The sequence below is a fragment of the Actinomyces viscosus genome, assembly GCF_900637975.1.
Lineage (GTDB): Bacteria > Actinomycetota > Actinomycetes > Actinomycetales > Actinomycetaceae > Actinomyces > Actinomyces viscosus.
In genome coordinates this window covers 2,302,272-2,327,894 of record NZ_LR134477.1, presented here as the reverse complement: position 1 = coordinate 2,327,894, position 25,623 = coordinate 2,302,272, and the positions used below count along the sequence as shown (strand labels likewise).

Annotated in this window: 21 protein-coding genes, 1 tRNA gene and 1 pseudogene; 7 read left to right on the top strand and 16 right to left on the bottom strand. The window is 68.7% G+C overall.

Translation table 11 applies throughout. The features are described 5' to 3' along the window. Positions 1-73 precede the first annotated feature (73 nt). Positions 74-1,651 carry a bifunctional phosphatase PAP2/diacylglycerol kinase family protein gene (locus tag EL340_RS09940; protein ID WP_126415435.1) on the bottom strand — a complete coding sequence of 526 codons (1,578 nt, stop codon included), beginning with the start codon at positions 1,649-1,651 and terminating at the stop codon, positions 74-76. Positions 1,652-2,138: 487 nt separating this feature from the next. On the opposite strand from EL340_RS09940, the gene EL340_RS09935 reads away from it, so the two are divergent. Then, positions 2,139-2,726, top strand: a complete 588-nt coding sequence (locus tag EL340_RS09935) for a hypothetical protein (protein ID WP_126414443.1) — start codon at positions 2,139-2,141, stop codon at positions 2,724-2,726. A 210-nt stretch (positions 2,727-2,936) separates the two neighbouring features. Here EL340_RS09935 and EL340_RS09930 read toward each other — a convergent pair whose 3' ends face one another. Continuing rightward, the gene (locus EL340_RS09930) at positions 2,937-3,146 is read right to left on the bottom strand and encodes a hypothetical protein (RefSeq protein WP_232022998.1); all 210 of its coding nucleotides are present in this window, start codon (positions 3,144-3,146) and stop codon (positions 2,937-2,939) included. A gap of 191 nt (positions 3,147-3,337) precedes the next feature. Next, a pseudogene (locus tag EL340_RS15970) lies at positions 3,338-4,933 on the bottom strand (IS1634 family transposase). A gap of 114 nt (positions 4,934-5,047) precedes the next feature. On the opposite strand from EL340_RS15970, the gene EL340_RS09920 reads away from it, so the two are divergent. Continuing rightward, complete coding sequence (locus tag EL340_RS09920; RefSeq protein WP_126414442.1) at positions 5,048-5,689, top strand: hypothetical protein; 642 nt, start codon at positions 5,048-5,050, stop codon at positions 5,687-5,689. Positions 5,690-5,721: 32 nt separating this feature from the next. On the opposite strand, the gene EL340_RS09915 is transcribed toward EL340_RS09920, so the two are convergent. The 3 genes from EL340_RS09915 to EL340_RS09905 form a co-directional block, all read right to left on the bottom strand. After that, complete coding sequence (locus tag EL340_RS09915) at positions 5,722-6,936, bottom strand: IS256 family transposase (RefSeq protein WP_126414336.1); 1,215 nt, start codon at positions 6,934-6,936, stop codon at positions 5,722-5,724. Positions 6,937-7,046: 110 nt separating this feature from the next. Then, positions 7,047-7,475: a hypothetical protein gene (locus EL340_RS09910; protein WP_126414441.1), complete on the bottom strand. Its 429-nt coding sequence runs from the start codon at positions 7,473-7,475 to the stop codon at positions 7,047-7,049. 415 nt (positions 7,476-7,890) lie between these two features. Next, positions 7,891-7,967, bottom strand: a tRNA-Pro gene (locus EL340_RS09905). Between the two features lie 268 nt (positions 7,968-8,235). Here EL340_RS09905 and EL340_RS09900 point away from each other — a divergent pair. Beyond that, positions 8,236-8,784, top strand: a complete 549-nt coding sequence (locus EL340_RS09900; RefSeq protein ID WP_126414440.1) for an O-acetyl-ADP-ribose deacetylase — start codon at positions 8,236-8,238, stop codon at positions 8,782-8,784. 35 nt (positions 8,785-8,819) lie between these two features. Here EL340_RS09900 and EL340_RS09895 read toward each other — a convergent pair whose 3' ends face one another. Genes EL340_RS09895 through EL340_RS09875 form a run of 6 tightly spaced genes read right to left on the bottom strand, consistent with a single transcriptional unit; the run spans position 8,820 to position 16,554 of the window. Next, positions 8,820-10,037, bottom strand: a complete 1,218-nt coding sequence (locus EL340_RS09895) for a VWA domain-containing protein (RefSeq protein ID WP_126414439.1) — start codon at positions 10,035-10,037, stop codon at positions 8,820-8,822. Continuing rightward, the gene (locus EL340_RS09890; protein WP_232022994.1) at positions 10,034-12,448 is read right to left on the bottom strand and encodes a DUF5682 family protein; all 2,415 of its coding nucleotides are present in this window, start codon (positions 12,446-12,448) and stop codon (positions 10,034-10,036) included. The genes EL340_RS09895 and EL340_RS09890 overlap by 4 nt, the downstream gene beginning before the upstream one ends. Beyond that, on the bottom strand, positions 12,445-13,281 hold the full coding sequence (locus EL340_RS09885; protein WP_232022993.1) for an ATP-binding protein: 837 nt from the start codon (positions 13,279-13,281) through the stop codon (positions 12,445-12,447). The genes EL340_RS09890 and EL340_RS09885 overlap by 4 nt, the downstream gene beginning before the upstream one ends. Then, on the bottom strand, positions 13,254-13,568 hold the full coding sequence (locus tag EL340_RS15475) for a hypothetical protein (RefSeq protein WP_232022992.1): 315 nt from the start codon (positions 13,566-13,568) through the stop codon (positions 13,254-13,256). The genes EL340_RS09885 and EL340_RS15475 overlap by 28 nt, the downstream gene beginning before the upstream one ends. After that, on the bottom strand, positions 13,565-15,214 hold the full coding sequence (locus EL340_RS09880; protein ID WP_232022991.1) for a DUF5691 domain-containing protein: 1,650 nt from the start codon (positions 15,212-15,214) through the stop codon (positions 13,565-13,567). The genes EL340_RS15475 and EL340_RS09880 overlap by 4 nt, the downstream gene beginning before the upstream one ends. Then, a complete protein-coding gene (locus EL340_RS09875; protein WP_126414438.1) occupies positions 15,211-16,554 on the bottom strand; it encodes an SWIM zinc finger family protein in 1,344 nt (447 codons plus the stop codon). Before EL340_RS09875 ends, EL340_RS09880 begins: the two co-directional genes overlap by 4 nt. A gap of 114 nt (positions 16,555-16,668) precedes the next feature. Here EL340_RS09875 and EL340_RS09870 point away from each other — a divergent pair, with 114 nt between their 5' ends. Continuing rightward, on the top strand, positions 16,669-17,559 hold the full coding sequence (locus tag EL340_RS09870; protein WP_232022990.1) for an SDR family oxidoreductase: 891 nt from the start codon (positions 16,669-16,671) through the stop codon (positions 17,557-17,559). Positions 17,560-17,712: 153 nt separating this feature from the next. On the opposite strand, the gene EL340_RS09865 is transcribed toward EL340_RS09870, so the two are convergent. From EL340_RS09865 to EL340_RS09855, 3 genes are all read right to left on the bottom strand, one after another. Further along, complete coding sequence (locus EL340_RS09865) at positions 17,713-18,714, bottom strand: metallophosphoesterase (protein ID WP_126414437.1); 1,002 nt, start codon at positions 18,712-18,714, stop codon at positions 17,713-17,715. 66 nt (positions 18,715-18,780) lie between these two features. After that, complete coding sequence (locus EL340_RS09860) at positions 18,781-20,853, bottom strand: transglycosylase domain-containing protein (RefSeq protein ID WP_126414436.1); 2,073 nt, start codon at positions 20,851-20,853, stop codon at positions 18,781-18,783. Between the two features lie 154 nt (positions 20,854-21,007). After that, positions 21,008-22,216 carry an IS110 family RNA-guided transposase gene (locus EL340_RS09855; RefSeq protein ID WP_126413232.1) on the bottom strand — a complete coding sequence of 403 codons (1,209 nt, stop codon included), beginning with the start codon at positions 22,214-22,216 and terminating at the stop codon, positions 21,008-21,010. Between the two features lie 675 nt (positions 22,217-22,891). Here EL340_RS09855 and EL340_RS09850 point away from each other — a divergent pair. Both EL340_RS09850 and EL340_RS09845 read left to right on the top strand, forming a co-directional pair. Then, positions 22,892-23,227 (top strand): WhiB family transcriptional regulator, encoded by a 336-nt coding sequence (locus tag EL340_RS09850; RefSeq protein ID WP_126414435.1) that lies wholly within the window; start codon positions 22,892-22,894, stop codon positions 23,225-23,227. 64 nt (positions 23,228-23,291) lie between these two features. Beyond that, complete coding sequence (locus EL340_RS09845) at positions 23,292-23,483, top strand: Sp36 family protein (RefSeq protein WP_126414434.1); 192 nt, start codon at positions 23,292-23,294, stop codon at positions 23,481-23,483. A 187-nt stretch (positions 23,484-23,670) separates the two neighbouring features. Here EL340_RS09845 and EL340_RS09840 read toward each other — a convergent pair whose 3' ends face one another. Further along, the gene (locus EL340_RS09840; RefSeq protein ID WP_003779318.1) at positions 23,671-24,348 is read right to left on the bottom strand and encodes a Crp/Fnr family transcriptional regulator; all 678 of its coding nucleotides are present in this window, start codon (positions 24,346-24,348) and stop codon (positions 23,671-23,673) included. A 312-nt stretch (positions 24,349-24,660) separates the two neighbouring features. Between EL340_RS09840 and nth the strand changes: the two genes are divergently transcribed. Then, positions 24,661-25,398, top strand: a complete 738-nt coding sequence (gene nth / locus EL340_RS09835) for an endonuclease III (protein WP_197722294.1) — start codon at positions 24,661-24,663, stop codon at positions 25,396-25,398. The last annotated feature ends 225 nt before the right edge of the window (positions 25,399-25,623 follow it).

The following is a 25,623-nucleotide window of genomic DNA, read 5'->3' as shown; positions in this document are numbered from 1 at the left end:
CCTCGTGTGCTCATGCGGGCACGCGCATCTGGGAGGGCCCGGCAGGGCGGTAGGCAGGGGCGGGCCCGTCGGCCTACCGGGGGACGACGACGTGCAGGGCGCCCTGGTCGACCTCGGCCCGCAGGGTGCGGGTGGACCCGGCCGTGTCGCCGTCGAGCTCGAAGGGGACGGGGCGGTCGGTCTCGATGAGGACCTTCCTCGCCCGGGTGAGGGTGAATCCCTCCATCTCCTGGCCGGTGAGGATCTGTGCGCCCAGGCGGGCCCAGTCCACGACCTTGCCGGGGCTGGCCAGGAGCAGGTCGACCATGCCGTCGGTGGGGGTGGCCCGGGGGAAGAGCGTCATGCCGGCGGTGATGGTGCCGACGTTGCCCATGAGCGCCATGACCATCTGGCGGCGCACGGGAGGCTCGTCGTCGAGCGTGATGGTGGCGGTGAAGGGGTCGGGGACCGCGTTCTGGACGGCGGCCACCGCGTAGGCGCCCGAGCGGATGACCCTCTTCAGACCCGAGTCGGTGGACTCCATGATCTGGGCGTCCAGGCCCATGCCGGCCATGACGACGAAGCGCTCCTCGCCGTCGTCGAAGGTGCAGGTGACCATGTCGATGGTCTGCAGGCGGCCGCGCAGCGCCAGGCGGATGGCGGCGTCGGTGTCCAGGGGGATGGACAGGTTGCGGGCCAGCAGGTTGCCGGTGCCGGAGGGGATGAGGGCCATGGGCATCTCGGTGCCGGCCAGCTCGGAGGAGACGGCGCGCACGGTGCCGTCGCCACCGGCCACCATGACCAGGTCGACGCCGTCCTCCAGGGCGCGGTGGGCCATGGAGCGGCCGGGGTCGTCGGGGGTGGTCTCCAGCCAGACGGTGGGGCGCCAGCCGGCGGCGTGCACCTCGGCGGTGACCCGGCGGCGCAGGAGCGAGAGGTCGTCGAACTTGGTGGGGTTGTAGATGACGGCGGCGCGCTTCTCGCTGCTGGCGCGCGACAGGCGGCTGTTGACCCAGCTGGTGAGGATCGCGTCGATGCCGCCGACCCACAGGGCCAGGTTCGCGAAGGCGGCGCCCAGGAGGAAGCCGCCGACGAGGTCGCTGAGCGTGGCCAGTCCCATGTACCACTGGCCGACGGCGGTCACGGCGACGGCGGCGTAGCCCAGGACGGTGCCGGTGGCGACCATGGCGCTGCGGTGGTGGGCGCGCGCGAGGGTCACCAGGACCCAGGAGGCCAGGGTCATGGCGGTGACGTGCGCGTTGGGGTAGGCGTGGGTGAAGGCGGCGATCGAGTCGGCGAAGGCGGCGCCGGGGGCGGGGTAGGCCAGGTGCAGGGCGATGAGGAACTGGGTGGGGATGCCGGCGGCGGCGATGGCCAGTGAGACGCTCAGACGGCGCATGCGCGCGGTGTAGGCGTAGACCACCCAGGCCGCGATGACGGCCAGGACGATGAGGGGGTGGGTGAAGGTTGCGAAGGCCTCGGCGAGCTGGCCGGCGGCCGAGCGGGGCTGGGTGTCCGGGGTGGGCAGGAGCGTGTCGAGGCCGAGCGGGCCGCTCGGGGGGTGCGGGTCGGCGCTCTGGGTGAGAGGGCCGGGGACGGTTAGACGGGTCCAGACGATGAAGGTCAGGGTGAAGCAGACGCACAGGACGGCCTCGACGTACTTCAGGCGCAGCGGAGGGCGGGGGGATGAGGGGGACGACGAGGACGAGGCGGTGCCGCGTCGGGACCTGATCACGCTCACTCGTCCTTTCCTCTGGTTGATTGTCCGGGAGGAAGCCTAGCCGGTGCGGCTGTGGGCGGCACATGTCCGGCTGTACGGTGGCTGAGCGGCCGGGTCCCAGGGTTCTCGGGGCCTTGAAGATCCGAAGCGGCTCGGCCGGTGCTCATCGTGGTTCATCATGCGAGATAGGGGAGGCTGCCGTAGTTATAGATTCTTGAATATGTGCTGAATTGTTGCTGATAAGAGTGTTATGTGGTGTGGAAAAGCTGGACTCTAAAAATATTCCTGGACGTATGATGTCGTGACGGTCGGCACGTTCGGCTTCATGTGTGGCGAAGAAATTTTCGAGTGGTTATGTTGCTGGGGTCCCCGATGTCTTTCCTGCCCTCCCGTGGCTCCTGAGTGACGGGAGGGCGTCCATACGATGATGGAGATCCCTATGCGTCAGCAGATTCAGTTCCTCTCCCGTGCTCTTGGTCGTCGCGAGACGGTCAAGTACCTGTCCATCGCGGCCGTCGGGGCCGTGATCGCGCCCCTGACCGGCTGCTCCGGCTCCACCCTGGCCTTCAAGAAGTTCGCCGTGGGGACGTGGAAGATCTCCTTCTCCGAGGCTGATGCAAAATACAGCGACTGGACCGGTGTGGAGCTCACGGTCAACGAGAATGGGAGGTGGACGTTCAAGACCGACCCCTATGACGGGCACCGTGGAGAGTCGACCGGCGGAACGTGGAGCTTTTCCGGTGGCGAGGTCAAGGTGATGGAGACCGGGGAGGATTCCGAGGGGAATAGGTATGGCGACATATTCTTCAACGCTCCTAACGAGGGCAAGTACGCCAGTATCGCAAGCGGCATTCCGGAGACCGTGGACACCAGTAAGCTTCCCGCCTCGTTCGAGTGGTCCTACGACACGGTGGACAGCTTCACCGTGCCGATGAAGTGGAATGAGAAGACTCAGGCGCTGACGCTGACCGCCACGAGTCGCCAGGGCGGAACCTTCTCGATCATCGCCATCAAGCAGAAGAAGTAGCTGCTAGGTCGTGTTGCGAAAGCACGGCGAGGTATCCGTGCGTTCGTAGGGTAGGTCGCGCGGTCGTACCCTCTACCCCTCGAACGCGCGGCCTAAGGGCGGGCACGACGGGGCACGTGGCTCACTGCGGCTCCGAGAGATCCCCGCAGGCCCAGTTTCGCAACACGGCCTAGTACTGTCGGCAAATCTCTGGACGGCGACGATGAGGGATTAAGCGGTGAGTGCCCGGTGGGCTTCGAGTCCCAGGCCTCGGGCACGGTGCGCCTCCAAGGCCTGTCGGCCGAGGCGCTTGCTGCCCAGGACCTCGCCGACGATCCGGACGGCCTCCTCCCAGTCGATCGGCTCCGGTGAGTAGGCCTCGGCCAGTGTGGGGAAGTCCGGAAGGATCTCGTCGCAGGCGGCCGGGGCAAGCGGGCGCACTCCACGAGGCTCGGCTCGTACTGGCCAGGGGTTGATCGCGCTGCACGGGAGCCCCGACCCATCTATAGCCAGCCTTAAGCAGATAATCAGGGTTGATCGCGCTGCACGGGAGCCCCGACCTCGTGGAGTACGCCCACGCCCCGGCCAATAGTCCCCAGATCTCGTGCAGTAAGGGCCCTGACTCATGACGGTTAGTGTGCCGGGGGTGGGGTGCTCAGGGCGGTGAGGATGTCGTTGGCGGTGTCGGTCAGACGTGGTGCGGCGGTGAGGTGGTGGCCGTTGAGGTTGATGGTGACCTCCTGCAGGCCGCGTAGCTCGCGCACGATCCTGGCGATGCTGATACCGGTGGTGTCCTGGAGGTAGCGGGCTACGGCCAGGGAGGCCATGACCACGGTCAGGTGGGCCTCGATGGCGTCATGGGTGTGGTGGAAGACGGGGCGGGCTCTCAGGTCGTGCTTGCTCATCCGAAATGACTGCTCCACGTGCCACAGCTCGTGATAGGAGGAGACGACCTCACCGGCATCCATAAGATGCGAGGGGACGAAAGGTGACGTAGCCCTTGAGACCCACCAGGGACCGGGCTCTGGCGATGGAGGCCTCATCAAGGACCTGATCGCCTTGATGGACGGTGACGAAGCGCATGCCCTTGGGACGCTTCTCGCCGGCGATGACGGCCCGCGCCCGGTTGGTCTGAGCTGTGAGGGTCTGGTTGTCCCGGGCCGCGCGCTTCTTGGAGTAGACCCATACCGCTCTCCATGAGCCCGGGTGGGTGTGCGGGTCCCACACCGGCTCGGCCTTGCGACTCTTGTCCCGCTCGCTCCGCGAGCCCCTCCTGGGGGTGATGGTGTCGATGACCTGCCCGTCGGTGAAGGCGTCCCCACTCCAGTGGAAGTGGGCCTCAAGGTCGCCTGAGGCCCGGACCTGTCGGGCGCCGACGATGAACCGCAGCCGGGCGTCGTCCAGGGCCGTGAGGTTGGCGGCTGAGAGCATGCCGGCGCCCGGCGACGATGACGAGCTCCTCGATGCCGTGGGCGGCCTGGAAGGCCTCCACGATGGGGATGATCGTGGTGGTCTCAGCCTTATTGCCCTCCCAGCACCCGATTCTCAGGGGGAAACCTTGACGGTCGACCAGCAGGCCCACGATGATCCGGGGGTCGACCCTCCTCTCCTTGGAGTAACCGACCTTGCGCAGGTCGTCCTCCTTCTCGGCCTCGAAGTAGAGGGTGGTCACGTCGTACAGGCACAGGGCCAGACCGGAGGTGTTGGTGACGTGCTCGAACAGAGCCCCAGACAGGCTCTCGCGGTAGCCCCGCTCCTGGGCCCGGGCCAGGGAGCGGAACAAGGTCCTGGTGCTGACCGACTCCAGGCCCAGGTCACCCAGCACCCGGGGGGCCTGGGCCTTGGATGTCGGCTCGATCAGACGCGCCAGAACCATCTGCTCAAAGGCCCGATCACCCCCAGTAGCGTCCCCCAGCCCCAGACGGGTGTAGACCCCGTGCAGAACGTCCCACAGCAGGCCCGAGCGCTTGGACTCCAACCGCGTCAGTGCCGACCGGGGTTGAGGCCGTGAGGAGTCCCGAAACCGCCGGTGGCGTGGGAGTCAGGTCCAGGGCCATCTGGTCCGGGGCAATACGGTGCCGGCCGATCTCCATCAGAGCAGCCAGCTCGGCCTCAGTGTGGGCCGATCCCAGGTGCTCGATCACCTTGTCCCGGCGCCCTTCCTTGACCGCGATCTGCACCGCCGTCGCCCCCGAGGCTGTCTTGACCTTACGCAGAAACGGGCTCACCACCCCCACCCTACCGGTCCCTTAGTGTGCCAGCACACCCCCAACACCACGGAATACCAACGAAAAACCCACCTCAAAACCCAGACCCCACCAAAGCGTCACGAGTCAGGTCTGATGGCGGGGCAGCGTTTCACTCATGGTCGCTACTATTTAATCACAGTCAACCTATTAACGCAATGTTTCAATTATGAGATGGGTGTCTTGCTGTTTATATCGACTGGTATGTTGGCGGTCTCGATTGCGAAGGTTGAGTTCCCTAACTCGCAGGCCTTCGGCAATGCCGACCTAACTGTCCGTTGCAAGGCGGACGCATCTGATGCGCAGCAGACAGGCGCCATCGGTGGCACGCAGGCGCAGGTAGCCTGCCAGGCCGTGACAACTGCCAGTGTTGTCGCCGCTCAAGAGCGTCTATGTCTGCCTGGTAGCGCATGCCTGTCTCCATCGTCGCGCTGGGCCGGTGCTGGCCCGCAGATCGTTCTTACGGCGACCACGGTACGCCTGCCGACCCTCAGAAGCCAGGATTTTGATACCGACCGCGCGGTAACAATTGCGTTACGCTCGGAATGGCGGGGATGTGTGTCCTCTCCCGAGGTTGCCGCCATCCAGTGTCTTCGCTGCTGCCTGAAGCTGGCCAACCGTGTTTATTCGCCTGGTTGGCAGCCGGACGTGTACGCGGCGCTGGACGGCTCACTCCTCCACGCCTCCTGCGCTTCCACCCCCTCATGCAACCTCGGCACCACCGGTCAAGTCTCTTGATGTGGTGTAGAGGTCTTCGTGGAGTGTGGTTGTTAGCTGGTGAGGGAGGGGGCGTTGGGTAGGTTCCGGCTGCGGTTGAGGACGTCGAGGCTGAGGTAGCGGCGTCCTTCGGTCCACTCATCGGTCTGCTCTGCCAGGACGGCGCCAACCAGGCGGATAATGGCGTCTCTGTTGGGGAAGATACCTACTGAGTCGGTGCGGCGGCGGATCTCTCTGTTGAGGCGTTCTTGGGGGTTGTTGGACCAGATCTGTCTCCATACTTCGACAGGGAAGGCAGTGAAGGCCAGCAGGTCGGCTCGTGCGGCGTCGAGGTGGTCGGCAGCCTCGGGCAGGATCGTGTGGACGTAGTCCAGGAGGCGGTCGAACTGAGCCTCGACGGCTGCTGCGTCGGGCTGGTCGTAGACCGAGTGGAGCATGGCCTTGACAGCGGGCCACAGACTCTTGGGAACCACGGTCATCAGGTTAGCGGCGTAGTGGGTGCGACAGCGCTGCCAGGTCGCTCCGGGCAGGTTCGCGGCGATGGCCTCAACCAGGCCCGTGTGGGCGTCAGAGGTGACAAGCCGTACCCCCGTAAGCCCCCGGGCCACCAGGTCGGCGAGCAGCCCGTTCCAGGCCGCCGAGCTCTCGGTGGTGGCTACCCGCAGTCCTAGGACCTCGCGATGTCCGTCAGCGTTGACCCCGGTAGCGGTCAGGACCACCGCGCTGACCACGCGACCACCTTCGCGGACCTTCATGGTCAGGGCGTCGGCCGCCACGAAGGTGAATGGGCCTGCATCGCCCAGGGGCCGGTTGCGGAAGGAGGCGACCTGCTCGTCGAGCTCGGCCGCCATACGTGAGACCTGTGACTTCGACAGCGAATTGATGCCCAAAGTACCTATCAGCTTGTCCATGCGCCGTGTGGAGACCCCGGCCAGGTAGGCGTCGGCAACCACAGTGATCAGCGCCGACTCCGCCCGTTTGCGGCGCTCAAGCAGCCAGTCGGGGAAGTATGAGCCGGTGCGCAGTTTGGGGACAGCCACGTCAATCGTGCCGACCCGGGTGTCCAGGTCCCGGTGCCGGTAGCCATTGCGCTGAGCCCGGCGCTCGGGGCTGGCCTGACCGTACTCGGCACCGCACACCGCGTCAGCCTCGGCGCTCAGCAAGGAGCTGATCACCGTCTGAAGCAGGCTACGCATCAGGTCTGGGGAGGCCTGAGAAAGAGCCTCGCCAAGAAGGCGCTCAGGGTCGACAATATGAGGAGCGGTCATCGTGATGACTCCGTTCGAGTGGGTTGTAGGAGATTCCTCGAAGGATCACACGGTGACCGCGCTGCCACCAACAGCAGCCCAACCACCGCGCTACACCACACTACGGGGCACTACCGACGAATGTGAAGCCCCGCGGTGTGGTGTATGAGTACTTCGTCTGCTTGGGGCGGCATTCCAAGAAGCAGCCGCAGTGCTCGTTTCGGGCAACGCTGGCGGAGCAGATTGAGGATGAGATCGTTCGGCTCTATGACCGAGTGGCGTTGCGGCCTGGGCAACGAGCTATCCTCGAAACTGCCTTGCGGCGGCAGCTGGCCATGCTGGTAGCGGAGTCGACTCAGCGGCTGACGGAAGCGAAGACCGTGCAGCGACGGCTCGAACGGGAGCGAGACAAGCTCCTCCAAGCTCACTACGCCGACGCCATTCCGCTTGACGTCCTCAAGCGTGAGCAAAGCCGGATAAGCCGTGAGCTGCGCGGCGTGGAGCGGCAGATGACGGGGCTGGAGGGTGAGATGACAGAGCGACAGGTCTTGGTTGGGCAAGCGTTAGATATTGCCCAGCACATGGACACCGCCTACCGGCAGGCTCCTGAGCACATCCGGCGCATGCTCAACCACGTGCTCTTCGACAAGGTGTACATCACACCAGACGACGAGACCGGGCTGCTCACTGCGATAGCGCGCTACCAGCCACCGTTTGATGGGGTGCTGGGGGTGAGAGGAGGAGAGCCGTGCCTGAGCAAAGAGGGTGTGGAGGTAGGAGATAGCGACAGCCTGGAAGCCTCTGGAGACGACGAAGTCACATTGAACCAGCCAAGTGACTTCGTCGTCTCGGCGCCAGAAGGGCCAGGCTTGCACGGTCTGCCAGATGATGACCTTGCTGCCCTAAAATCCAGCAAAAACAAGCAAAAACCCACGTCATGGGGCTTCCATGACGTGGGTTTGAGTGTTGACTCAATGGTCGGGGTGGCGGGATTTGAACCCACGACCTCTTCGTCCCGAACGAAGCGCGCTACCAAACTGCGCCACACCCCGTGTGCAGCAGGCGACAGCATAGCCTCCACCCACCGCGGGGAGGAAATCGGAGCTGCTGAGTCATCCGTCACGTCAGTGTTCGGCGCCTTCCGGAGTCGGAGCCCGGTTGGCGCCCGCCGGTGCCTGTGACAGGCTGGTCGCGGGCGGTCCGGTCGCCGTCGAGTCCCGGCTCGTCTCCGCACCCGGACCGCAGGAGCCCCGGAGCTCCGGGCCGGAGCTGAGGATACCGAGGAGATCCGCCCGAGGAGAGCGGAGCAGAGGAGTCACCATGCGCATTGAGGCCGTCGTCGGAGACATCACCGCCGAGAAGGTCGACGCCATCGTCAACGCCGCCAACAGCACCCTCCTGGGCGGCGGGGGAGTCGACGGCGCCATCCACCGCGCCGCCGGCCCCAGCCTGCTCGATGCCTGCCAGAAGCTGCGCGACACCGAGCTGCCCGATGGACTGCCGGTCGGCCGCGCCGGGGCCACACCCGGATTCGACCTGCCCGCCGCCTGGGTCATCCACACCGTCGGCCCCAACCGTCATGCAGGTGAGGAAGACCCCGCCCTGCTGCGGGCCTGCTTCGACAGCTCCCTGGGCCTGGCCATCGACCTGGGCTGCGCCAGCATCGCCCTGCCGGCCGTCTCCGCCGGCGTCTACGGCTGGCCCATCGCGCAGGTTGCCGAGATCGCCGTCGCCCGAGCCCGCGCCGTCGAGCAGCGCTCCCTCACCGAGCCCGACGCCGTCGGCCGCCTCGAGCTCATCCGCTTCGTCCTGTCCTCGCGGGCCAACCACGAGGCCTTCGCGCGCGAGCTCGAGCGCACCGCGCTCTGACCCGACCGGCCTACGTCCAGCGCCCTCCGGGCGGCTCAGGTCCCCTTCGCCTCCGCAGCCGCCTGCTCATCGGCCCACCTGCCCAGGTCCTCACCGTGGATCGCGGCCGCCAGCAGGTCGGGGAAGGCGTCCGGCGTGCATCCGAAGGCCGGCACGCCCATCTCGGCCAGCTGCTTGGCGACATCATGGTTGTAGCCGGGGACGCCGTCGTCGCTCAGGGCGAGCAGCGCGACGACCTGCACGCCGCTCCTCAGTAGCTCCCCCACCTTGGCCAGCATCTGCTTCGGGTCGGAGTCGTACAGGTCGCTGATGAGGATGAACACCGAGTCCGTGGGCCGCGTGATCGTCTGCCGGCAGTACTCGATGGCCGGCGAGGTGCTCGTGCCGCCGCCGAGCTGGGTCCCGAAAATGACATCGACCGGGTCTGACAGCAGCGGCGTCAGATCCGTCACGGTGGTGTCGTAGGCGACGAGCGTCGTGCGAAGCGAACGGATCGAGGCCATGACCGCCGCCATGATGGAGGCGTAGACGACCGAGGAGGACATGGACCCGGACTGGTCCATGCAGATGGTGAACTCCTTCTGGATGCCCCGATGGCGCCGGCCATGCCCGATGAGCCTCTCCGGGACGACCGTGCCCAGCTCGGGCACATAGTTCTTGAGGTTCGCGGCGATGGTCCGGTTCCAGTCGATATCGGCCAGCAGGGGCCGAGACGTCCTCGTGGAGCGGTCCAGCGCGCCGCGCACCGACTGCTGGAGGCGATCGGCGATCCGCTCCTCCACCTCCTTGACGACCTTGTCGACGACCGTGCGGGCCGTCGCCTTGGCCTCCTGCGGAATCATCTCCGACAGGGTCGCCAGCGTTGCCGCCAGGTGCACGTCGGGCTCCACGCCCTGAAGGACCTCCGGTTCCAGCAGGAGCGCCTTGATCCCCAAGCGGTCGATGGCATCGTTCTGCATGACCCGCACCACCCGGGAGGGGAAGTACCTGCGGATGTCCCCCAGCCAGCGCGCCACGTGAGGCGCGGAACCACTCAGGCTCCCGCGTCCCTTGTCCTGCGGGTCGACGTCGTACAGGTCCGCCAGCGCCGTGTCCATCGCCTTGTGTCCGTCAGACAGGGAGGTGGGGTAGCCGCTCGGGTCCACACCCAGGGCCAGGCGCCAGCGCTGCTCGATGGTGGTGGGCTCGACGTCGTCGGTCCGGTTGGCCTGAACCGTCTGATCCGTCTGGTCGGAGTGGTCGCGCGCACTCATCGGGTACCTCCCAGGATCATGCTCACCGTGTCCAGAACCGCGTCGACGTCGTTGAGAGCTTCCGGCTCGCCTCCGCCTGCGACGGAGGAGGCGAGGTCGCGGACCTGCCGGGCCAGATCCGTCTTGTGGGGGCTCGACCACTGGCCGAAGGCCCGTCGCAGCGCGGGCAGGACGTCGACGAAGGCCTGGTCCCCGATGCGCCGCAACCACTCGTCAAGCACCTCGAGCAGGCTGTTGTCATAGCTGAGCAGCAGGATGTCGCCCGCGAGGAACCCCTCGATCCACTCGGCCTGCTCCTCGGGCTGCGTGCCCTGCGACAACGCTCGGGACAGTCTCAGGGCGGCGTCCTCTCGCGCCAGCTCCCCGGCGTCCAGGAGCATCCGAGTGATGCGCCCGGCCAGCAGGCCGGGGAGGCTGCGGGTGGCCAGGGCGGAGCGCAGGGCGCCGTTCCACAGCGCCGCGGCCCGCTCGTCCAGGAGACCGATGACGCCCTGGACCTCGTCGATTGTGGTGCGCAGCGTGCGGGCCGCCTGAGCGTCCACGTTCGCGGCCGCCGCCGGCAACCCTGCGCACCCGCGCACCAGGACGGCGCGGGTCACCGCCGCCAGGCTGGATGAGTCCGTGCCGCGCACGTCCCCGTAGCGTTGGGAACGGGCCAGTGCTGGCACCGAGCCCAGTAGCTGGACGATGTCCATCTCACGTGCGGCCTGCTCGTCGAGGATCCGCAGCAGCTCGGGCACGACGTCGGACAGACCGGCCTCCAGAGCCTTCTCCACCGACCGGGTCACCTGCGGCAGTGAATCGGTGGCGGCCAGCAGGGCGTGCCCGGCGGCGGAGGCCACGGTGGTCCCGAAGGCTGCTGCCTCCACCACCTGCACGGACATCTCCGGGTCCCACTCGAGTTCCCAGACCTCCTTGAAGGTGCCCTTCGAGACCGCCCGCAGCCGCTTTCCCCAGGTGATCCCGAGAATCGCCAGGCGTCGCAGCAGCTGGGACTTGGCCAGGTCCCGGGGCTTGCGCAGGTCCAGGGTGAGCGTCTTGGGGGTCGCCGCCAGTGCCATGCGCAGACTCCTGGCGGTCGAGCGCAGGTCCGCGTCCAGGGGGACCATGGGGACGCCGTCGGGCACGGTGCCGAGCGCCTCGCCGATGTGGACCTCGCGGGTCGCGGCGGCGGCTCGCACCGCGCTGCCCTCGCACATGACCGATAGGACCGACTCGTTCAGCTCGTCGAGGCCGGCCATCGGGCGCCCACGCAGCGCGGCGAGGCTTTGCGCCAACCGTGCGGCCTCGATGATGTGGGCCGAGGAGACCGGCAGGTCCTGACGACGCAACGACGCGGCCACCTGCGTCAGCCAGCGTACGACCGGACGGTCCTGGGCGGTGAAGAGCAGGTGGTACCAGCCCGGGGAGTCCACCCCGGCGCGGTAGCCGCTGCCGCCGGCCAGGCGCCGGTGTGTCCACGGCACCCAGGTCAGTGAGGTCCTCGCCTTCGCCATGCCCTTGAGGAGGGCGTTGTCCTGTGCGACCTTCGGCGGCTTTCCGGCCAGCGCCGGAGCGTGCCAGGCCCCGCAGACGACGGCGATCCGCTCATGCCCCGCTTTCCGGGCCGCCCGTAGGACCTTGCGCATATGCGCCTCGCGGCGCAGCGTGGACTCATCGGTCTCCGGGGACGCCTCCCGCAGGAGGCCGATCGCCTCGGTCAGCGCGTTGAAGGGATCGCCCTCCATGCGCAGCTCGACGACGTCCTCCCACCAGGCCTCCGGGTCCTCGTAACCGACCAGGCGCGCCAGCTCCCCGATCGGGTCGGTGCGCACCGGACGGCCGGCGTCCTCCACCGTGACATCGCCGGTATCGCCTTCCCCAGAGCCCTCAGTCGTGTCCCAGTCGCTCGGGCCGTCCGCGTTGTCGACCTTCTCCTCGACGTGCTGCTCGGCAGTCTCGGCGTCACCCTCCGTCCGGGCCCGTTCCCGCTCGGCCTTCCGGGCGGCCAGGACAGCGGCCGCTGGCAGATCCATGAAACGGGCCTCGGCCCCGTGCTTCGCAGCCCAGGACAGTGCCTGCCACTCGGGGGAGAAGACGGCCATCGGCCAGAACGAGGCCGTCGAAGGGTCAGTGTTGTCCCAGGCGAGCAGGGCCACCGGTGGCTCCAGGCCCCGACCCGCCCACTCGATGAGGTCATTGGCGTCGGACGGGCCCTCGATGAGGACACAGTCCGGCCGGTAGTCCTCCAGCGCGGCGAGAAGCGCCCGTGCCGAGCCCGGACCGTGGTGACGGATCCCCAGGACCCGCACGGGCGGGCGGGAATCCTGAGCGTCGTCCCTGGCGGCAGTAGCCCCGGCACCCGCCTCGGTGGTGTCCGCAGGGTCGACCGCTGTGCCGGCCTCCTCGGTGACCTCGGCGCTGACGGTCACTGCCCCACCTCGTGGCAGGCGCGGTAGAAGTCGGCCCAGTCGCGGCGCTCGCGGACCACGGCCTCCAGATACTCCGACCACACAACCTGGTCGGCCACCGGGTCGCTCACCACCGCCCCGAGGATGCCGGCGGCCACGTCCGAGGGCCGCAGGACGCCGTCGCCGAATTGGGCGCTCATGGCCAGACCGTTGGTGACCACCGAGATCGCCTCTGCCGTGGACAAGGTGCCCGACGGCGACTTCAGACTCGTGCGCCCGTCCTCGGTCGCGCCCTGACGCAGCTCGCGGAAGACGGTGACCACGCGACGAATCTCCTCCAGGGCGCCCTCGGCGGGCGGCAGCTGGAGCGCCGAACCGAGGTCCTCCACGCGGCGGGCCACGATGCTCACCTCCTCCTCGGCCGAGGCCGGCAGCGGAAGGACCACCGTGTTGAAACGACGCCGCAGCGCCGCAGAGAGGTCGTTGACGCCGCGGTCGCGGTCGTTGGCGGTGGCGATGAGGTTGAAGCCCCCGTGCGCCTGCACCTCGGTGCCCAGCTCCGGCACCGGCAGGGTCTTCTCACTGAGCACGGTGATGAGGGCGTCCTGAACGTCTGAGGGCATGCGGGTGAGTTCCTCGACCCGGGCGATCCTGCCCGTCCCCATGGCCGTCATGATGGGGGAGGGGACGAGTGCCGCCTGCGAGGGGCCCTCGGCCAGGAGGCGGGCGTAGTTCCATCCGTAGCGCACCGCCTCCTCCGAGGTTCCCGCCGTGCCCTGCACCAGGAGGGTGGAGGTGCCACTGATCGCGGCGGCCAGGTGCTCGCTCACCCAGGACTTCGCCGTGCCGGGCACTCCCAGCAGAAGCAGGCCCGGTCCGTGGCCAGGGTCGCCACGGCCACCTCGATGAGGCGCCGGTTGCCGACGTACTTCGGGGTGATGACGGTGCCGTCCTCCAGCGTGCCGCCCATGAGGTAAGTGACCACCGCCCACGGCGACAGCCTCCAGCTCGCCGGCCGGGTGCGCCCGTCGACACGCGCCAGAGCGGCGAGTTCATCGGCATAGCGCTGCTCGGCGTGCGGGCGCAGCAGGGGCGCGTTCTCAGTGCTCGTGCTGGTGCTACTGGACTGGGGACTGGTCACGGGGTCTCCTCCGGGGCTGGTGAGGTGGGTGGTCGGTGGGGTGGACAGTGCAGCGGATATGCGATGGATGCTGCAGGACTCGGTACGCGGATCAGGGGGGCGGGCTCGCGCAGGGCCTCCAGCTGGAGTCGCAGGCGCAGGCCCTCGACGGTGTCGGTCACGACGGACGCCGTCGAGCCGGAGTCGCGGACAGCCTCCATCATGGACAGTGCCTCGGGGAGGACCTCGGCGTGGCAGGAGACTGGCAGACCGGCGGCCTCCTGGGAGGCCCAGTAGCCGATGTCCTCGATCCGGTGTGAGCCGAGGGTGGACCGGAGGTAGGAGACCATTCGACGGGAGTGCTTTGCGCAGTAGGGCTTGCGCCAGTAGCGGCGCATGTCGGTGAAGGTATCGACATCGCCCCGCTTGAAGGCGTCGGCCGTACAGGCCTCAATAAGGGCTCCGCTGCTGCGACGGTCCGCGGTGAACAGGGCCTCGCGCAGGTCCAACGGCTTGCCGTCGAAGGTCACCTCGGCCTCGAGGAGCCTCCGGGCAGATAGTCCGATGAGAGCCGGCCAGCGGTCCACCGGGACGCGCCCGACCACCTCCTCCAGCAGCCCGGGCGGGTACCCGGCTGCCGCTCTTCTGGCGGAGGCAGGGCCGACGTCGGCCCGGGCCGGGTCCCCGGTGTTCCTCTCGTCGTACTCATCGCGCAGGATCTCCTCGGTGACCTCGATGGGCCGGCAATCCACCCGAGTGGTGCGCAGGAACCGCTTGGTGACGTTCATGTGGGAGGCGGCGAGGGCCTCGGCACGCTGGACCAGCCCGGATTCGGGCAGGTGGAGGAGCACCTTCGCCGCCGCCTGGCGCACGCCAGCGGAACGGTCCGTCAGGGCCATCTCCAGAAGGGGCAGATCCGCCTCACTCAGGTTGGTGGCCAGCGCCTCGACGATCCCCTGACGGGCCTCGGCCTTCTCCCTGTCCCACCCCGCTACCAGAAGAGCCCGTGCGGCGACCGGGTCCTGGGCGCGTAGTTGCTTGAAGTAGGTGAGCCGCTGGGTGGTGGTGCCCAGCCGCCACACGGAGTCGTCTCCGGTACTGCCCGACGCACCACCGGGAGCGTTACCGGGGCCATGACTGAGCAGGTCCACCAGGGGCTCGACCCGCTTGCCCCACACCGGATGAGCACGAAGCACTGCCGCAGCGCGCTCGTCGATGATGCCGAGAACCACGTCGCGGTTCTCGTGCTTGTAGGCGGCCTCGTTGAGGACGCGCACCAGGAGTGGGGCCGGCAGCCGCCAGCCGCGCTCGGTGACCAGCTCCAGCGCCGTGGCCAGCAGCTGCTGCTGCGGCTTGCTGACGAGGATCTGCTCCAGGGCGGAGCACAGCGCCTTCGGCGCCAGGGGGCGCGACGACGTCGCCCAGCCGGTATCCCGGGCGGAGGGAGCCTGCGGGATCATGGCGCGGTGCACCGCGCCGTAGGCGGCGCCCGCATCCAGGAGTGCGTCCGTACCGTTCTGTGCATCGCTGGTCCTGTCCGCGTCCTGGGAACCTCTCTGGCGGGGCGGGAGCGTACTTGCGACGGCTCCGGGGAGCGCACTGGGGGAGAAGGGGCGCGTGCTGGTGCCCAGGACTGCAGCCTGGGCCAACGGGGACAGGTCACTCACAGGGCACGCACCTCTCCGGCAGTCAGAACACTCAGAGCCCACAGACCCTCGGTGGAGAGCTCGCCGGCGATCGTGACCTCGTCCCCGTCGGTCAGGAGCGGCAGGACCCACCGGGCGTCACCGGGGGTGATGATCGGCAGCACTCCATCGGAGTCCCCGATCGCCAGACTGCCGCCGTCGAGCAGCTGAAAACGCCCGGAGACCAGAACCGGTACGGCCTCCACCCACGGGTCCGCGGCGATGGCCCGCCTCCAGATCTCCCGTGCGGCAACCGTTCCCATGGTCTCGGGCTCCCATCCGGTCACCGGCTGTGCGGGATGCTTGTCGGACAGGACCACGCGCAGCTGGCCGCGGCCCGGGTAGACGTGTGCGACGGCGTCGAGCCGGGTCCCAGGAACGAGGGTGGTGGGCAAACCGCTGGAGACAGGGGAGAAGAAGAGGAGGAGTCCCCAGCGGTGGGTCGTTGTGCCGTAGAGCCACAGGCGGCGCTCGGTGAGCTTGCCCTCCACGGAGTCTCGGCCGGCGACGACCACCCAGGTGTCGCTGACGCCGGGTGAGGCCAGCACATCCTCGGTGCGCACGGTGATTCCCAGGTGGGAACGGACCGTGGCCACGAGATCCTCGGGAAGCTGCTCACGGCGGTTCCAGGCCCGAATGAGCAGGTGGAGCATCCCGAGCTCGTCGAGGAGCCGCTCGGGCCAGTCGGGAGAGGAGATACTCAGCCTCGACACAGTGTTCAGGCGCCGGGCGACGCCGGGGGCCTGGGCGTCGACCATGCGGGAGGCGAAGGCGGTCAGCTGTTTGGAACGCTGGGCAGACCCGTTGGCCAGTCCCTCCCGAAGCTGATCGGTCAGCCACCGGTCGAGGTCCGCCAGTCCGTCGGTGATGCGTCGCTCGCGGGTACGGGCGCGTGAGGCCGCGCTCCTGGCCGCAGCGGCGGCCCTATCCGGGTCATCGGGATCGTTCGCGGCCTGCTGCCGGGCGGCCTTCTGCTGGGTGCGCTTAGTGCGTCCCTCCATCCACTCGACGGCGAAGGCGGCCGGCTCCCCGTCGCTCACCTCGCCCCGGCTCCACAGGTGCAGCAGGCCGATGGCGTGTTTGCAGGGGAACTTACGGCTGGGGCAGGAGCACTTGAAGGCCGGACCGGACAGGTCCACGCACACCCGGTAGGGGCGCTTGCCCGAGCCTGAGGCGCTGCCCCACGCCAGCGCCTCGTGCACGCCGGTGTCCGACCACGTGGTGGGCGAGGCCAGCTTGAGGCCGGCTGTGGCGACCTGGTTGTCAGGCGCCAGTGCGGTGACCTGCTCCGCGCTCCAGGGCGTGATGGTCGCTGTGCTCATGGGGCCGAGAATAGGGCAGGGCTGCGACACCAATGCGCCCTGCGTGGCAGCAGCATCAACGATCCCCATGGGGAGATCTCCCCAGTGACGTGCACCCTTCCTAGACTGGCGGGCATGACCGCCGACGCTCAGCATCCGCCTCGCCCCGACGGTGACGTCCTTAGTAACGCCCTCCCCGCCGGCCGCGACCCGCTGCCCCTGGCGGGCCGCACGGTCCTGGTCACCGGCGTCAGCCGCCGCGTCGGCATCGGCCACGCCATCGCCTGCCGCGCCGCCGACTACGGGGCGAGCGTCGTCGCCCACCACTACCGCCCGCACGACGCCTCCCAGCCCTGGGGTGCCGACGACGTCGAGGCCGTCATGGCCTCCATCCGCACCCACCTGGTCGGCCCGGCCCGGCTCATCGACATCGGCGCCGACCTGGCCGCCCCCGGGGAGCCGGCTCGCGTCGTCGAGCAGGCCGTGGCCGGGGCCGGTCACCTCGACGCCCTCGTGTGCAACCAGGCGATGAGCAGCCCCGACGGCCCGCTCGCCGAGACGACCGAGGCCATCCTGGACGCCCACTGGGCCGTCGACGCCCGCGCCTCCATCCTCCTGGCGCAGGCCTTCGCCGGCCAGGACGGCTTCGCCGCACCGGCCCCGCAGCGCGCCGGGCGGCGCCACGGCGCCATCGTCTTCCTCACCTCCGGTCAGGGCCTGGGGCCCCTGCCCGGGGAGGTCGCCTACGCCGCCGCCAAGGCCGCCATCGCTGGCGTCACCCTGACGATCGCCGATGAGCTCATCGACGTCGGCATCACCGTCAACACGGTCAACCCCGGCCCCGTCGACACCGGCTACGTCACCGAGGCGGACCGCCGGGCGACGGCCGCCATGTTCCCCCAGGGCCGCTGGGGCGAGCCCGACGACGCCGCCCGACTCATCACCTGGCTGCTCACCGACGAGGCCCGCTGGATCACCGGGCAGGTCATCAGCTCCGAGGGCGGCTTCGCCCGCTGGCGCCACTGACTGCCGGCACTGAGAACCAGCACTGAGGGTCCGCCGACGGTCCTCTGAGCCCACCGGATCAACCAAAGCGTCATAGACGACACGGCTCCGCGTCATCTATGAAGTCTTGGTCGACGTTGGTGGCGCGCTCGGTCAGGAGTCGCCAGGCAGTCGTTACTGCGCCGGCAGCAGCCTCAGCAGCGTGGCCTCGGGCCGGCAGGCCAGGCGCACGGGCGTGAAGGGACTCGTGCCCAGCCCGGCCGAGACGTGCAGGTACATGTGGTCGGCCGCCCGTGGGTCCCCGAGCCGGCCCGGCCACTGCGACAGCCCGGAGGCGCGCCCCGGGTCCAGGTCGCAGTTGGTCACCAGCGCCCCCAACCCGGGCACGCACAGCTGCCCGCCGTGCGTGTGCCCGGCCAGAACCAGGTCGACGTCGTCGGCCGACATCGCCTCCAGGACCCGCCGGTAGGGGGCGTGCGTGAGCCCCAGCCGCAGGGCCCGGCCCTCACGGTCGCGGATCGCCGGCAGGGAGAGCGCCGAGGCCGCCGAACCCGACGTATCGCCGGCGGCCCGGGGGAGGGGGAGGACGTCGCGGTTGGCGTGCGGGTCGTCGACGCCGACCAGCTCGATGCGCCGCCCGCGCACAGTGAGGGAGCCGCGCCGGTTGGTCAGGTCCGCCCAGCCGCCGGCCGCCTGCAGATCGCGGACCTCCTCCCAGGGCAGGGCCTCGATGTCCTCCTCGCGGACGCGGCTGGAGGCCTTGCGCGGGTCTCGGTGCAGGTAGCGCGTGGGCAGGCGGAACACGGTGGTGCGGTAGTCGTGGTCGCCCATGACGAAGGCGCCGGGCAGACCCGTCAGCGGTTCCAGGGCCCGCCGCAGCGGCTCCAGCCCGGAGGACAGGGACAGGTTGTCCCCGGTGTTGACGACGACGTCAGGCTGCACGTCCGCCAGGCGCCGCACCCACTCGACCCTCGCCTCGGTGTGGTCGGTCAGGTGCAGGTCGGACAGGTGCAGCACCGTGAGAGGCTCCTCATCGGCGGCCAGGACCGGCACGTCGATGCGTCGCAGGACGGGGCACCGGGCCTCAATGAGGCTGTAGGCCAGCGTGGCCGCGCCCAGGGCGACGGTGGTGCCGACGACGGACAGGGCCGTGCGGCCGGCAGGGGAGGGCGTCATAGAGAGTCAGGTCCTCTTCTGTTCAGTTGTTGCGTGTGTTCATCGGTGCCGGGTGACCGGTGCCCACTAGTGGGAGGGGATGGGCAGGACCGGGTCATTCGCCAGGGCCTGCGACATGTAGTCGCGCCACATCGGCACGGCCAGATCGCTACCGTACATTCTGGCGAAGTACTGGCCACCGATAGTCCTGCCCGCGAGGCTCTTGTTGCTCTCCTTGGCGTCACCGATCCACACCGCGGTGGACAGCTGCGGGGTGAAGCCCACGAACCAGGCGTTCTCGGCCTCATCCGTGGTTCCGGTCTTGCCCGCGATCGCCCTGCCGATTCCGGCGTCCTTGGCGGTACCGCCGGACTCCGAGGTGGCCTGGAGCGTGATCGCCGTCTGATCGGCGACGTTCTGATCCATGGCCTGGGTGCAGTCGGCGCTGGGAATCGCCATGGAGGTGCCGCTGGCGTCCAGGATCGAGTCGATGGCGATGGGCTTGCAGTACTTGCCGCCGGAGGCGAAGGTGGCGTAGGCGTTGGCCATGCTGAGTGGCGGCACGGGCTTGGCGCCCAGGGCCAGCGAGGGGTCGGGATCCAGCTGGCTGCCGTCCGCCTTGGTGACGCCGATCGAAGCGGCGAACTGCGTGACGTCGCAGACGTCCAGCTGCTTGAGCATCTCGGTGAAGCCCACGTTGATGGACTGCTTCGTGGCGTCTCGGACAGTCATGACGCCGGCGTTGGTGCCGGCCACGTTGTTGACGGTCCAGGAGCTGGCGGCGAGCTCAGGGGCGCAGGGAATGTTGAACGTGTTGGGCGGATAGGTTCTTGGCGCGGACGCGTTCACCGTCTGGGCGGCCGTGTGGCCGGTTTTGAGCCACTCGGCCAGGATGAGTGCCTTGAAGGTCGAACCTGGCTGGAAGCCGACGTTTCCATCGGGGAGCTCGACCCCACCGTGCTTGGCGTCTGCCGCGAAGACGAGCTGGGAGTCCTCATAGGTGGTGTTCTGAGCCAGGGCCCGGATCTTTCCCGTGCCGGGCTCGACCGAGACGATGGTGGAGTTGGCCCCGTCGGAGTCCCCGATCGGGGTCTTGGCCTGAATGATGCTGTCGGCGGCGTTCTGCCGCTGGAGGTCCAGGGTGGTGGTGATCTTCAGTCCGCCGCGCGTCAGGAGCTGGCGGCGAGAGGCGACGTCGGGCCCGAAGTTCTCTGAGCCGAGGATCTCGTTGACCACGTAGGTGCAGAAGTAGGCGTAGCTGCCCGCGGCACCGCAGCCGGCAGGTGCTTCCTGAACATTGAGCTGGATCTCGGAGTTGACGGCCTCGTCGTACTGCTCCTGGGTAATGAACTTCTCCTCCAGCATCTTGGACAGAACCCAGTCCCTACGGCTCTTGGCCAGCTCCGGCTGGGACTCGGGGTCGTAGGCGCTGGGGGCGTTGGTCGTCCCGGCCAGCAGGGCGGCCTCGGCCACCGTCAGGTCCTTGGCGTGCTTGTTGAAGTAGTGCAGCGAGGAGGCCTCCACCCCGTAGGTGGAGGGGCTGAAGGCGGCGATGTTGAGGTAGCCCTCGAGGATCTGCTGCTTGGAGTACTTCTGCTCCAGACTGAGCGCGAACTTCATCTCCCGCAGCTTGCGGGCCACGGTGCTCTCGGTGGCGTCCTTGATGATCTTGTGGTCATCGTTCTTCAGGCCGGTCTCGATGAGCGTGTTGCGCACGTACTGCTGCGTCAGGGTCGAGGCGCCCTGGCGCGAGCCGCCCGAGTTGTTGGAGACCAGGGCGCGCACCATGCCGGTGGGGTCGACCCCCTGGTGCTGGTAGAAGCGCTGGTCCTCCACAGCGACGATCGCGTTCTGCATGTTGACCGAGATCTCGCTCAGGGGCACCACGATGCGGTTCTCCGCGTAGAACTGAGCGATCTCGCTCCCGTCGGACGCCAGGAGGGTCGAGATCTGGCTGGGCTGCTGGACGTTGAAGTCGCTGGGGAGCTCCTCGAAGAGCTCGGCGGAGGCCTTGGTCAGGGCCGCCGTGACGCCCACGAAGGGAGTGGCGAAGCCCGCGGACAGGACCCCGCCGACGCCCGACAGTGCCAGAAAGACCACGAGCATCGAGACGACCTGGGGTGGTGTCAGAGAGCGTCCGCGCGCAGAGGAGTTCGCCATGGCGCCAGCCTACGTGGAATCGCTCGGAGGATGCAGTGGCGTAGACCCCCCTCGCCCTGAGAAGACCCTAGGAGACTGCCTTGATGACCCTCTGGAGGCCCTCCGGTGACCCTCCAGCGCCCCTCCGGACAGGGGGGTGCCCCTATGTGGTGTGTCAAGCGGCGGTGGGTAGTTTCGTGGCTGGTTGGGGGTCGTAGAGTGCGCCGTTGCGGATCATGGCGTGCAGGGTCAGGATGCGGCGGTGGGCCAGGGCGAGGACGGCCTGGTTATGGCGTTTGCCCTGGTTGCGTTTGCGCTGGTAGTAGGCCCGGGAGACGGGGTCGGAGCGCAGTGAGGCGAAGGCGGACAGGAACATGGCGCGCTTGAGCCTCTTGTTGCCGCCGTGGGAGACGTGCTCACCACGGATCGATGAGCCGGAGCGACGTGTGACAGGAGCGAGCCCGGCGTAGGAGGCCAGCTGGGCTCCGGCGTCGAAGGTCTTGCCCAGGGTCTCGGCCAGGAAGACGGCTGCGGTCCTGACCCCGATCCCGGGCATGGAGGTCAGGACCTGGTAAAGAGGGTGGGCCTGCACCAGGGTCTCGACCTGGGCTGCGACATCGGCCCGCTGAGCGTGCAGGGAGATGAGCTGCCTAGCCAGGTGGGGCAGCACCACTGCGGCGGCGTCGGTGCCGGCGACCACCACGGTCTGGTGCTCCAGGGCCGAGACGATCTGGCCGGCCCAGGTGGCGTGCCGCCTGCACCCGTGCTTCTTGAGCCTGGCGTCAATCCTTGCCTTGCCCGCTCGCTTCAGATCGGCTGGAGTGGGCCAGGCGGCGACGACCTCCAAGACGGCGTCGTGCTCCAGCCAGGGCCCCACCACGGCCTCGAGGGCGGGGTGGATCTGGGTGTACAGGCCCCGGATCCGGTTTGCGGTCTGGTTGACCTGGCGGGCCAGGTCCAGGTCGAAGCCAGTCAGCATGCTCAGCGCCGCAGCCTCTTCCTCCGAGGCGCTGACGGCTCTCAGGGTGTGAGGCATGGTCCTGGCTGCGCCGGCGATGACGGCAGCGTCCTTGGCGTCGGTCTTGGCGCTGCCCGGCGTCAGGTCAGCGATGCGGCGCATCGACAGCCCGGGCAGGTAGCCCACGGTGATGCCCATGTCCTGAGCCACCGCCACCGCCAGGGCCCCGATGGTGGCGGGCTGGTCGACCACCACCAGCACCTGCCCCTTTGCCTGCAGGCGCTGGTAGACCTCACGCAGCCGGTCCTCGTCGTTGGGCAGGGCCCTGTCGAGGACCTTCTGCCCGTCCCGGCTCAGGGCCGTGGCCCAGTGCTCGCTCTTGCCGACGTCGATGCCGATGAAGACGTCGATGTCCTCGATATCCATCTCTCCTGCCACCTCTCGCTGCATGGGTGAGGGTCAGCCGGTGGACGACCGGTCCCGCACCCACGTTACGAAAGACCTCACACGCAGCGGGTCGTTCCCCTTATCAGCGGTCACCAGCGCCCGGCTGCCGCGGGTGACAACACCCCCCGGATCATTAGAAGACAGGGGCAAGACATCATGCCCACAGCAGCTGGCCCAGCCCCGGACCACCCGGGACCACCAACAAGGTAACGGGAGGAGGAGCCGGCCGGGCGTCGTCGGCGACTGTCGATGGTCGCCCGGCAGCAGGAGGTCACAAGCGGCGCGGATCAACCGCATGGCGAGACGGCGCCCAACCCTCAGAGATTTCTCAAGAGATCTTCAGGAACGGGTTGCGGCGGGGTCACGGTCCGCCGACGACGTTGGTGGACCGGAGGTGGTCCTGCGGCCGTGAGAACTGGATTTTCCAACCTTGCGAAAGGTGAGATCTCGAGGAGCCCGACGTTCAGTAATTGGCTCGCTATCAGAGAACTCCCCTTGAATGCGGTGGTGGGCGCCGGTCTTGCGGAGCTCTGCGTCGCCGAAGCCGGCTGGACGACAGAAATGGGATTTGGTGTGCGGCGCCCGGTTGCCATACGGTAACGGCTGTGACGTGACCGACAACGGCGTCGGCCGTTGAATGAATCGGGAGTGAGCATGACTCAAGACGACCAGACCTGGGCGGCCAGGGCGGCGTGCGCAACTGTCGAGCCCGACCAGCTCTTCGGCAAGGGGGCTGAGCAACGCGACGCGAGATCACTGTGCTTCGCCTGTCCGGTTCGCATGGAGTGTCTGGCCGAGGCTCTCAACTCCGAGTCCAGCTTCGGCGTCTGGGGAGGGCTGACCGAGCGGGAGAGGCGGGCGCTGCTGCGACGCTTCCCCGAGGTCGACGACTGGGGGCTGTGGCTCCAGCGTGAGGACGACGAGTTCGTCGCCGAGATCCACGCCCGCCGCGCGCCCCGCATCCTGGCCCGGGTGCGCTGCGCCTCCTGAGCCGGCCGGCGCCCGGGCGCGCTCGGACTTCCGGCGCCTCGCAGCGGGCTCTAGGCTGAGATCCATGACTGCATCATCCGACCACGTCTCCGGCGCCCCGACGGTCTGGGAGTACGTCACCGTCCCCCTCATCACCCACGCCACCAAGCAGATCCTCGACCAGTGGGGTGCTGACGGCTGGGAGCTCGTTCAGGTCGTGCCCGGTCCGTCCGGCACGGAGAACCTCGTCGCCTACCTCAAGCGCCCCCGGCCCTGAGCTCCGCCGACGAGAGCGTCGACGGAGCGGGCAGCGCAGAGGAACAGATCTCCAGCAGCGCGCCGCGTCTGCGGTCCGTGGGTACGGACCGCAGACGCGGCGTCATTACTGGTGTGCGGGGTGCCTCAGCGCCCGAGCGCCTGGCTCAGGCGTGCTGCGTGGAGGGCTCGTGACCCGAAACGGGCCCTCAGCGGGCGCGACGACGCAGGCGGTCGACGTCGAGCAGCGTGACGGCTCGGCCCTCCAGGCGGATCCAGCCGCGGGAGACGAACTCCGCCAGCGACTTGTTGACCGTCTCGCGCGAGGCGCCCACCAGCTGGGCGAGCTCCTCCTGGGTGAGGTCGTGGGGGACGTGGACGCCGTCGTCGGTGGGCGAGCCGAAGCGGTCGGCCAGGTCCAGCAGGGCCTTGGCCACGCGGCCGGGCACGTCGGAGAAGACGAGGTCGGCCAGTGCGGTGTTGGTGCGGCGCAGGCGCTGGGCCAGGGCGCGCAGCATGTCCTTAGCCAGCTGCGGGTGGGACTCCACGAAGGTCATGAGCTGGTTGTGGTCCAGCGTCAGGAGCTCGGTGGGGGCCACGGCGGTGGCGGTGGTGGAGCGCGGGCCCGGGTCGAACAGGGTTAGCTCGCCGACGATCTCGCCGGGGCCGAGCACCGCGAGCAGGTTCTCGCGGCCGTCGGCGCTGGCGTGGCCGAGCTTCACCTTTCCGGAGAGGAGAATGTAGAGGCGGTCGCCTGAGTCGCCCTCGTTGAAGAGGGTCTCGCCACGGCGCAGAGTCGTCTGCGTCATCATGGCGCGCAGTTCCTCCTGCTCATCCGGGCTCAGGCCCTCGAAGAGCGGGATCCTGGAGATAATGCTGTCTTCCACGGAGATCCTCCTGGTGGTTAGGGGGCTGGCATCCCGCATGCGGGAGCCCTCGGGTCTATCCTGCCACGGCTTGTGACCTGTGGCACGCCGTCGAGCATTGTAGCCTCCGTGTGTTGCAGGTCAAAGGGTAGTGAGCAAAATCGAGTGCGTCCTGCGACACGATTGAGCCGTGTGCGGTTGCGGGCAGGAGGCGGGATCGACTGCAATGGCGGTCGCCCGGTTCGGGCCGAGAGGGTCACGAGAGCGAGAGGGCCACGGGCGAGGCCCGGGCGGTGCTGCTGCTGACAGCGGCGCCACTGACGAGATCGCGTGATGAGATCGCGGAAGGAGGACGAGGTGCGCAGGTCGGCAGGCAGCGAGGTCGCGCTGGTGGAGGCTGACGCCCTCCCTGAGGTTCCTGAGGTGTCGGCGGTCGCGGCGCCGGCCTGGCGGGCGGGCGCCGTCGACGATGAGCTCATCGTCCTCTATCCCGACGCCGCCTGCGCCCTGGACCACGACGGCCCCTTCCAGCTGCTCGTCGCCACCGTCCTGTCCGCCCAGACCACCGACGCCCGCGTCAACACCGTCACGCCCGAGCTCTTCGAGCGCTACCCCGACGCCGCCGCCCTGGGGGCCGCCCGCCGCGAGGACCTCGAGACGATCCTGCGGCCCCTGGGCTTTCAGCGGGCCAAGGCCGGGCACCTGCTGGGTATCGGTCAGGCGCTCACCGAGCGCTTCGGCGGCCAGGTCCCGCGCAGCCGCGAGGAGCTCGTCTCCCTGCCGGGGGTGGGGCGCAAGACCGCGAACGTCGTCCTCGGCAACGCCTTCGGGGAACCCGCCATCACCGTGGACACCCACGTGGGTCGGCTCTCGCGCCGCCTGGGGTGGACGACGTCGAAGGATCCTGTGCGCGTGGAGAAGGACATTGCCGCCCTGTGGGAGCCCTGGCGCTGGACCGACGGCTGCCACCGGCTCATCGAGCACGGGCGCCGGGTGTGCTCGGCCCGCGCGCCCCGCTGCGGCGAGTGCGCGCTGCTCGACGCCGGTCTGTGCCCCCAGGTGGGCGTCTGAGGCCGGAACCCGCGGCGCCGACGCCGAGCCGGGCACTTCTCGCGTAGCCGGGCAGAAAAACTGTAGGGCTACGCGAAAAGTGCCCGGTTCGACGGGGATGGGCGGGGCAGCGGTGGGCGGGCGGCAGTGGACATCGGTGGGCGGGCCGGCGCAGCAGTGTCGGGCTAGCCCCACCTCGGGTTCGCCAGATGGCTGGATGGGATCGGCGGGCCGGCGCGGTCAGGC

What these genes read in the sequence shown, in the direction of transcription:
- EL340_RS09935 (WP_126414443.1), top strand. Translation starts at nt 2,139, where the DNA reads ATGCGTCAGCAGATTCAGTTCCTCTCCCGTGCTCTTGGTCGTCGCGAG.
- EL340_RS09920 (WP_126414442.1), top strand. Translation starts at nt 5,048, where the DNA reads ATGGCGGGGCAGCGTTTCACTCATGGTCGCTACTATTTAATCACAGTC.
- EL340_RS09915 (WP_126414336.1), bottom strand. Translation starts at nt 6,936, where the DNA reads ATGACCGCTCCTCATATTGTCGACCCTGAGCGCCTTCTTGGCGAGGCT.
- EL340_RS09900 (WP_126414440.1), top strand. Translation starts at nt 8,236, where the DNA reads ATGCGCATTGAGGCCGTCGTCGGAGACATCACCGCCGAGAAGGTCGAC.
- EL340_RS09895 (WP_126414439.1), bottom strand. Translation starts at nt 10,037, where the DNA reads ATGAGTGCGCGCGACCACTCCGACCAGACGGATCAGACGGTTCAGGCC.
- EL340_RS09875 (WP_126414438.1), bottom strand. Translation starts at nt 16,554, where the DNA reads ATGAGCACAGCGACCATCACGCCCTGGAGCGCGGAGCAGGTCACCGCA.
- EL340_RS09870 (WP_232022990.1), top strand. Translation starts at nt 16,669, where the DNA reads ATGACCGCCGACGCTCAGCATCCGCCTCGCCCCGACGGTGACGTCCTT.
- EL340_RS09865 (WP_126414437.1), bottom strand. Translation starts at nt 18,714, where the DNA reads ATGACGCCCTCCCCTGCCGGCCGCACGGCCCTGTCCGTCGTCGGCACC.
- EL340_RS09860 (WP_126414436.1), bottom strand. Translation starts at nt 20,853, where the DNA reads ATGGCGAACTCCTCTGCGCGCGGACGCTCTCTGACACCACCCCAGGTC.
- EL340_RS09855 (WP_126413232.1), bottom strand. Translation starts at nt 22,216, where the DNA reads ATGGATATCGAGGACATCGACGTCTTCATCGGCATCGACGTCGGCAAG.
- EL340_RS09850 (WP_126414435.1), top strand. Translation starts at nt 22,892, where the DNA reads ATGACTCAAGACGACCAGACCTGGGCGGCCAGGGCGGCGTGCGCAACT.
- EL340_RS09845 (WP_126414434.1), top strand. Translation starts at nt 23,292, where the DNA reads ATGACTGCATCATCCGACCACGTCTCCGGCGCCCCGACGGTCTGGGAG.
- nth (WP_197722294.1), top strand. Translation starts at nt 24,661, where the DNA reads ATGAGATCGCGGAAGGAGGACGAGGTGCGCAGGTCGGCAGGCAGCGAG.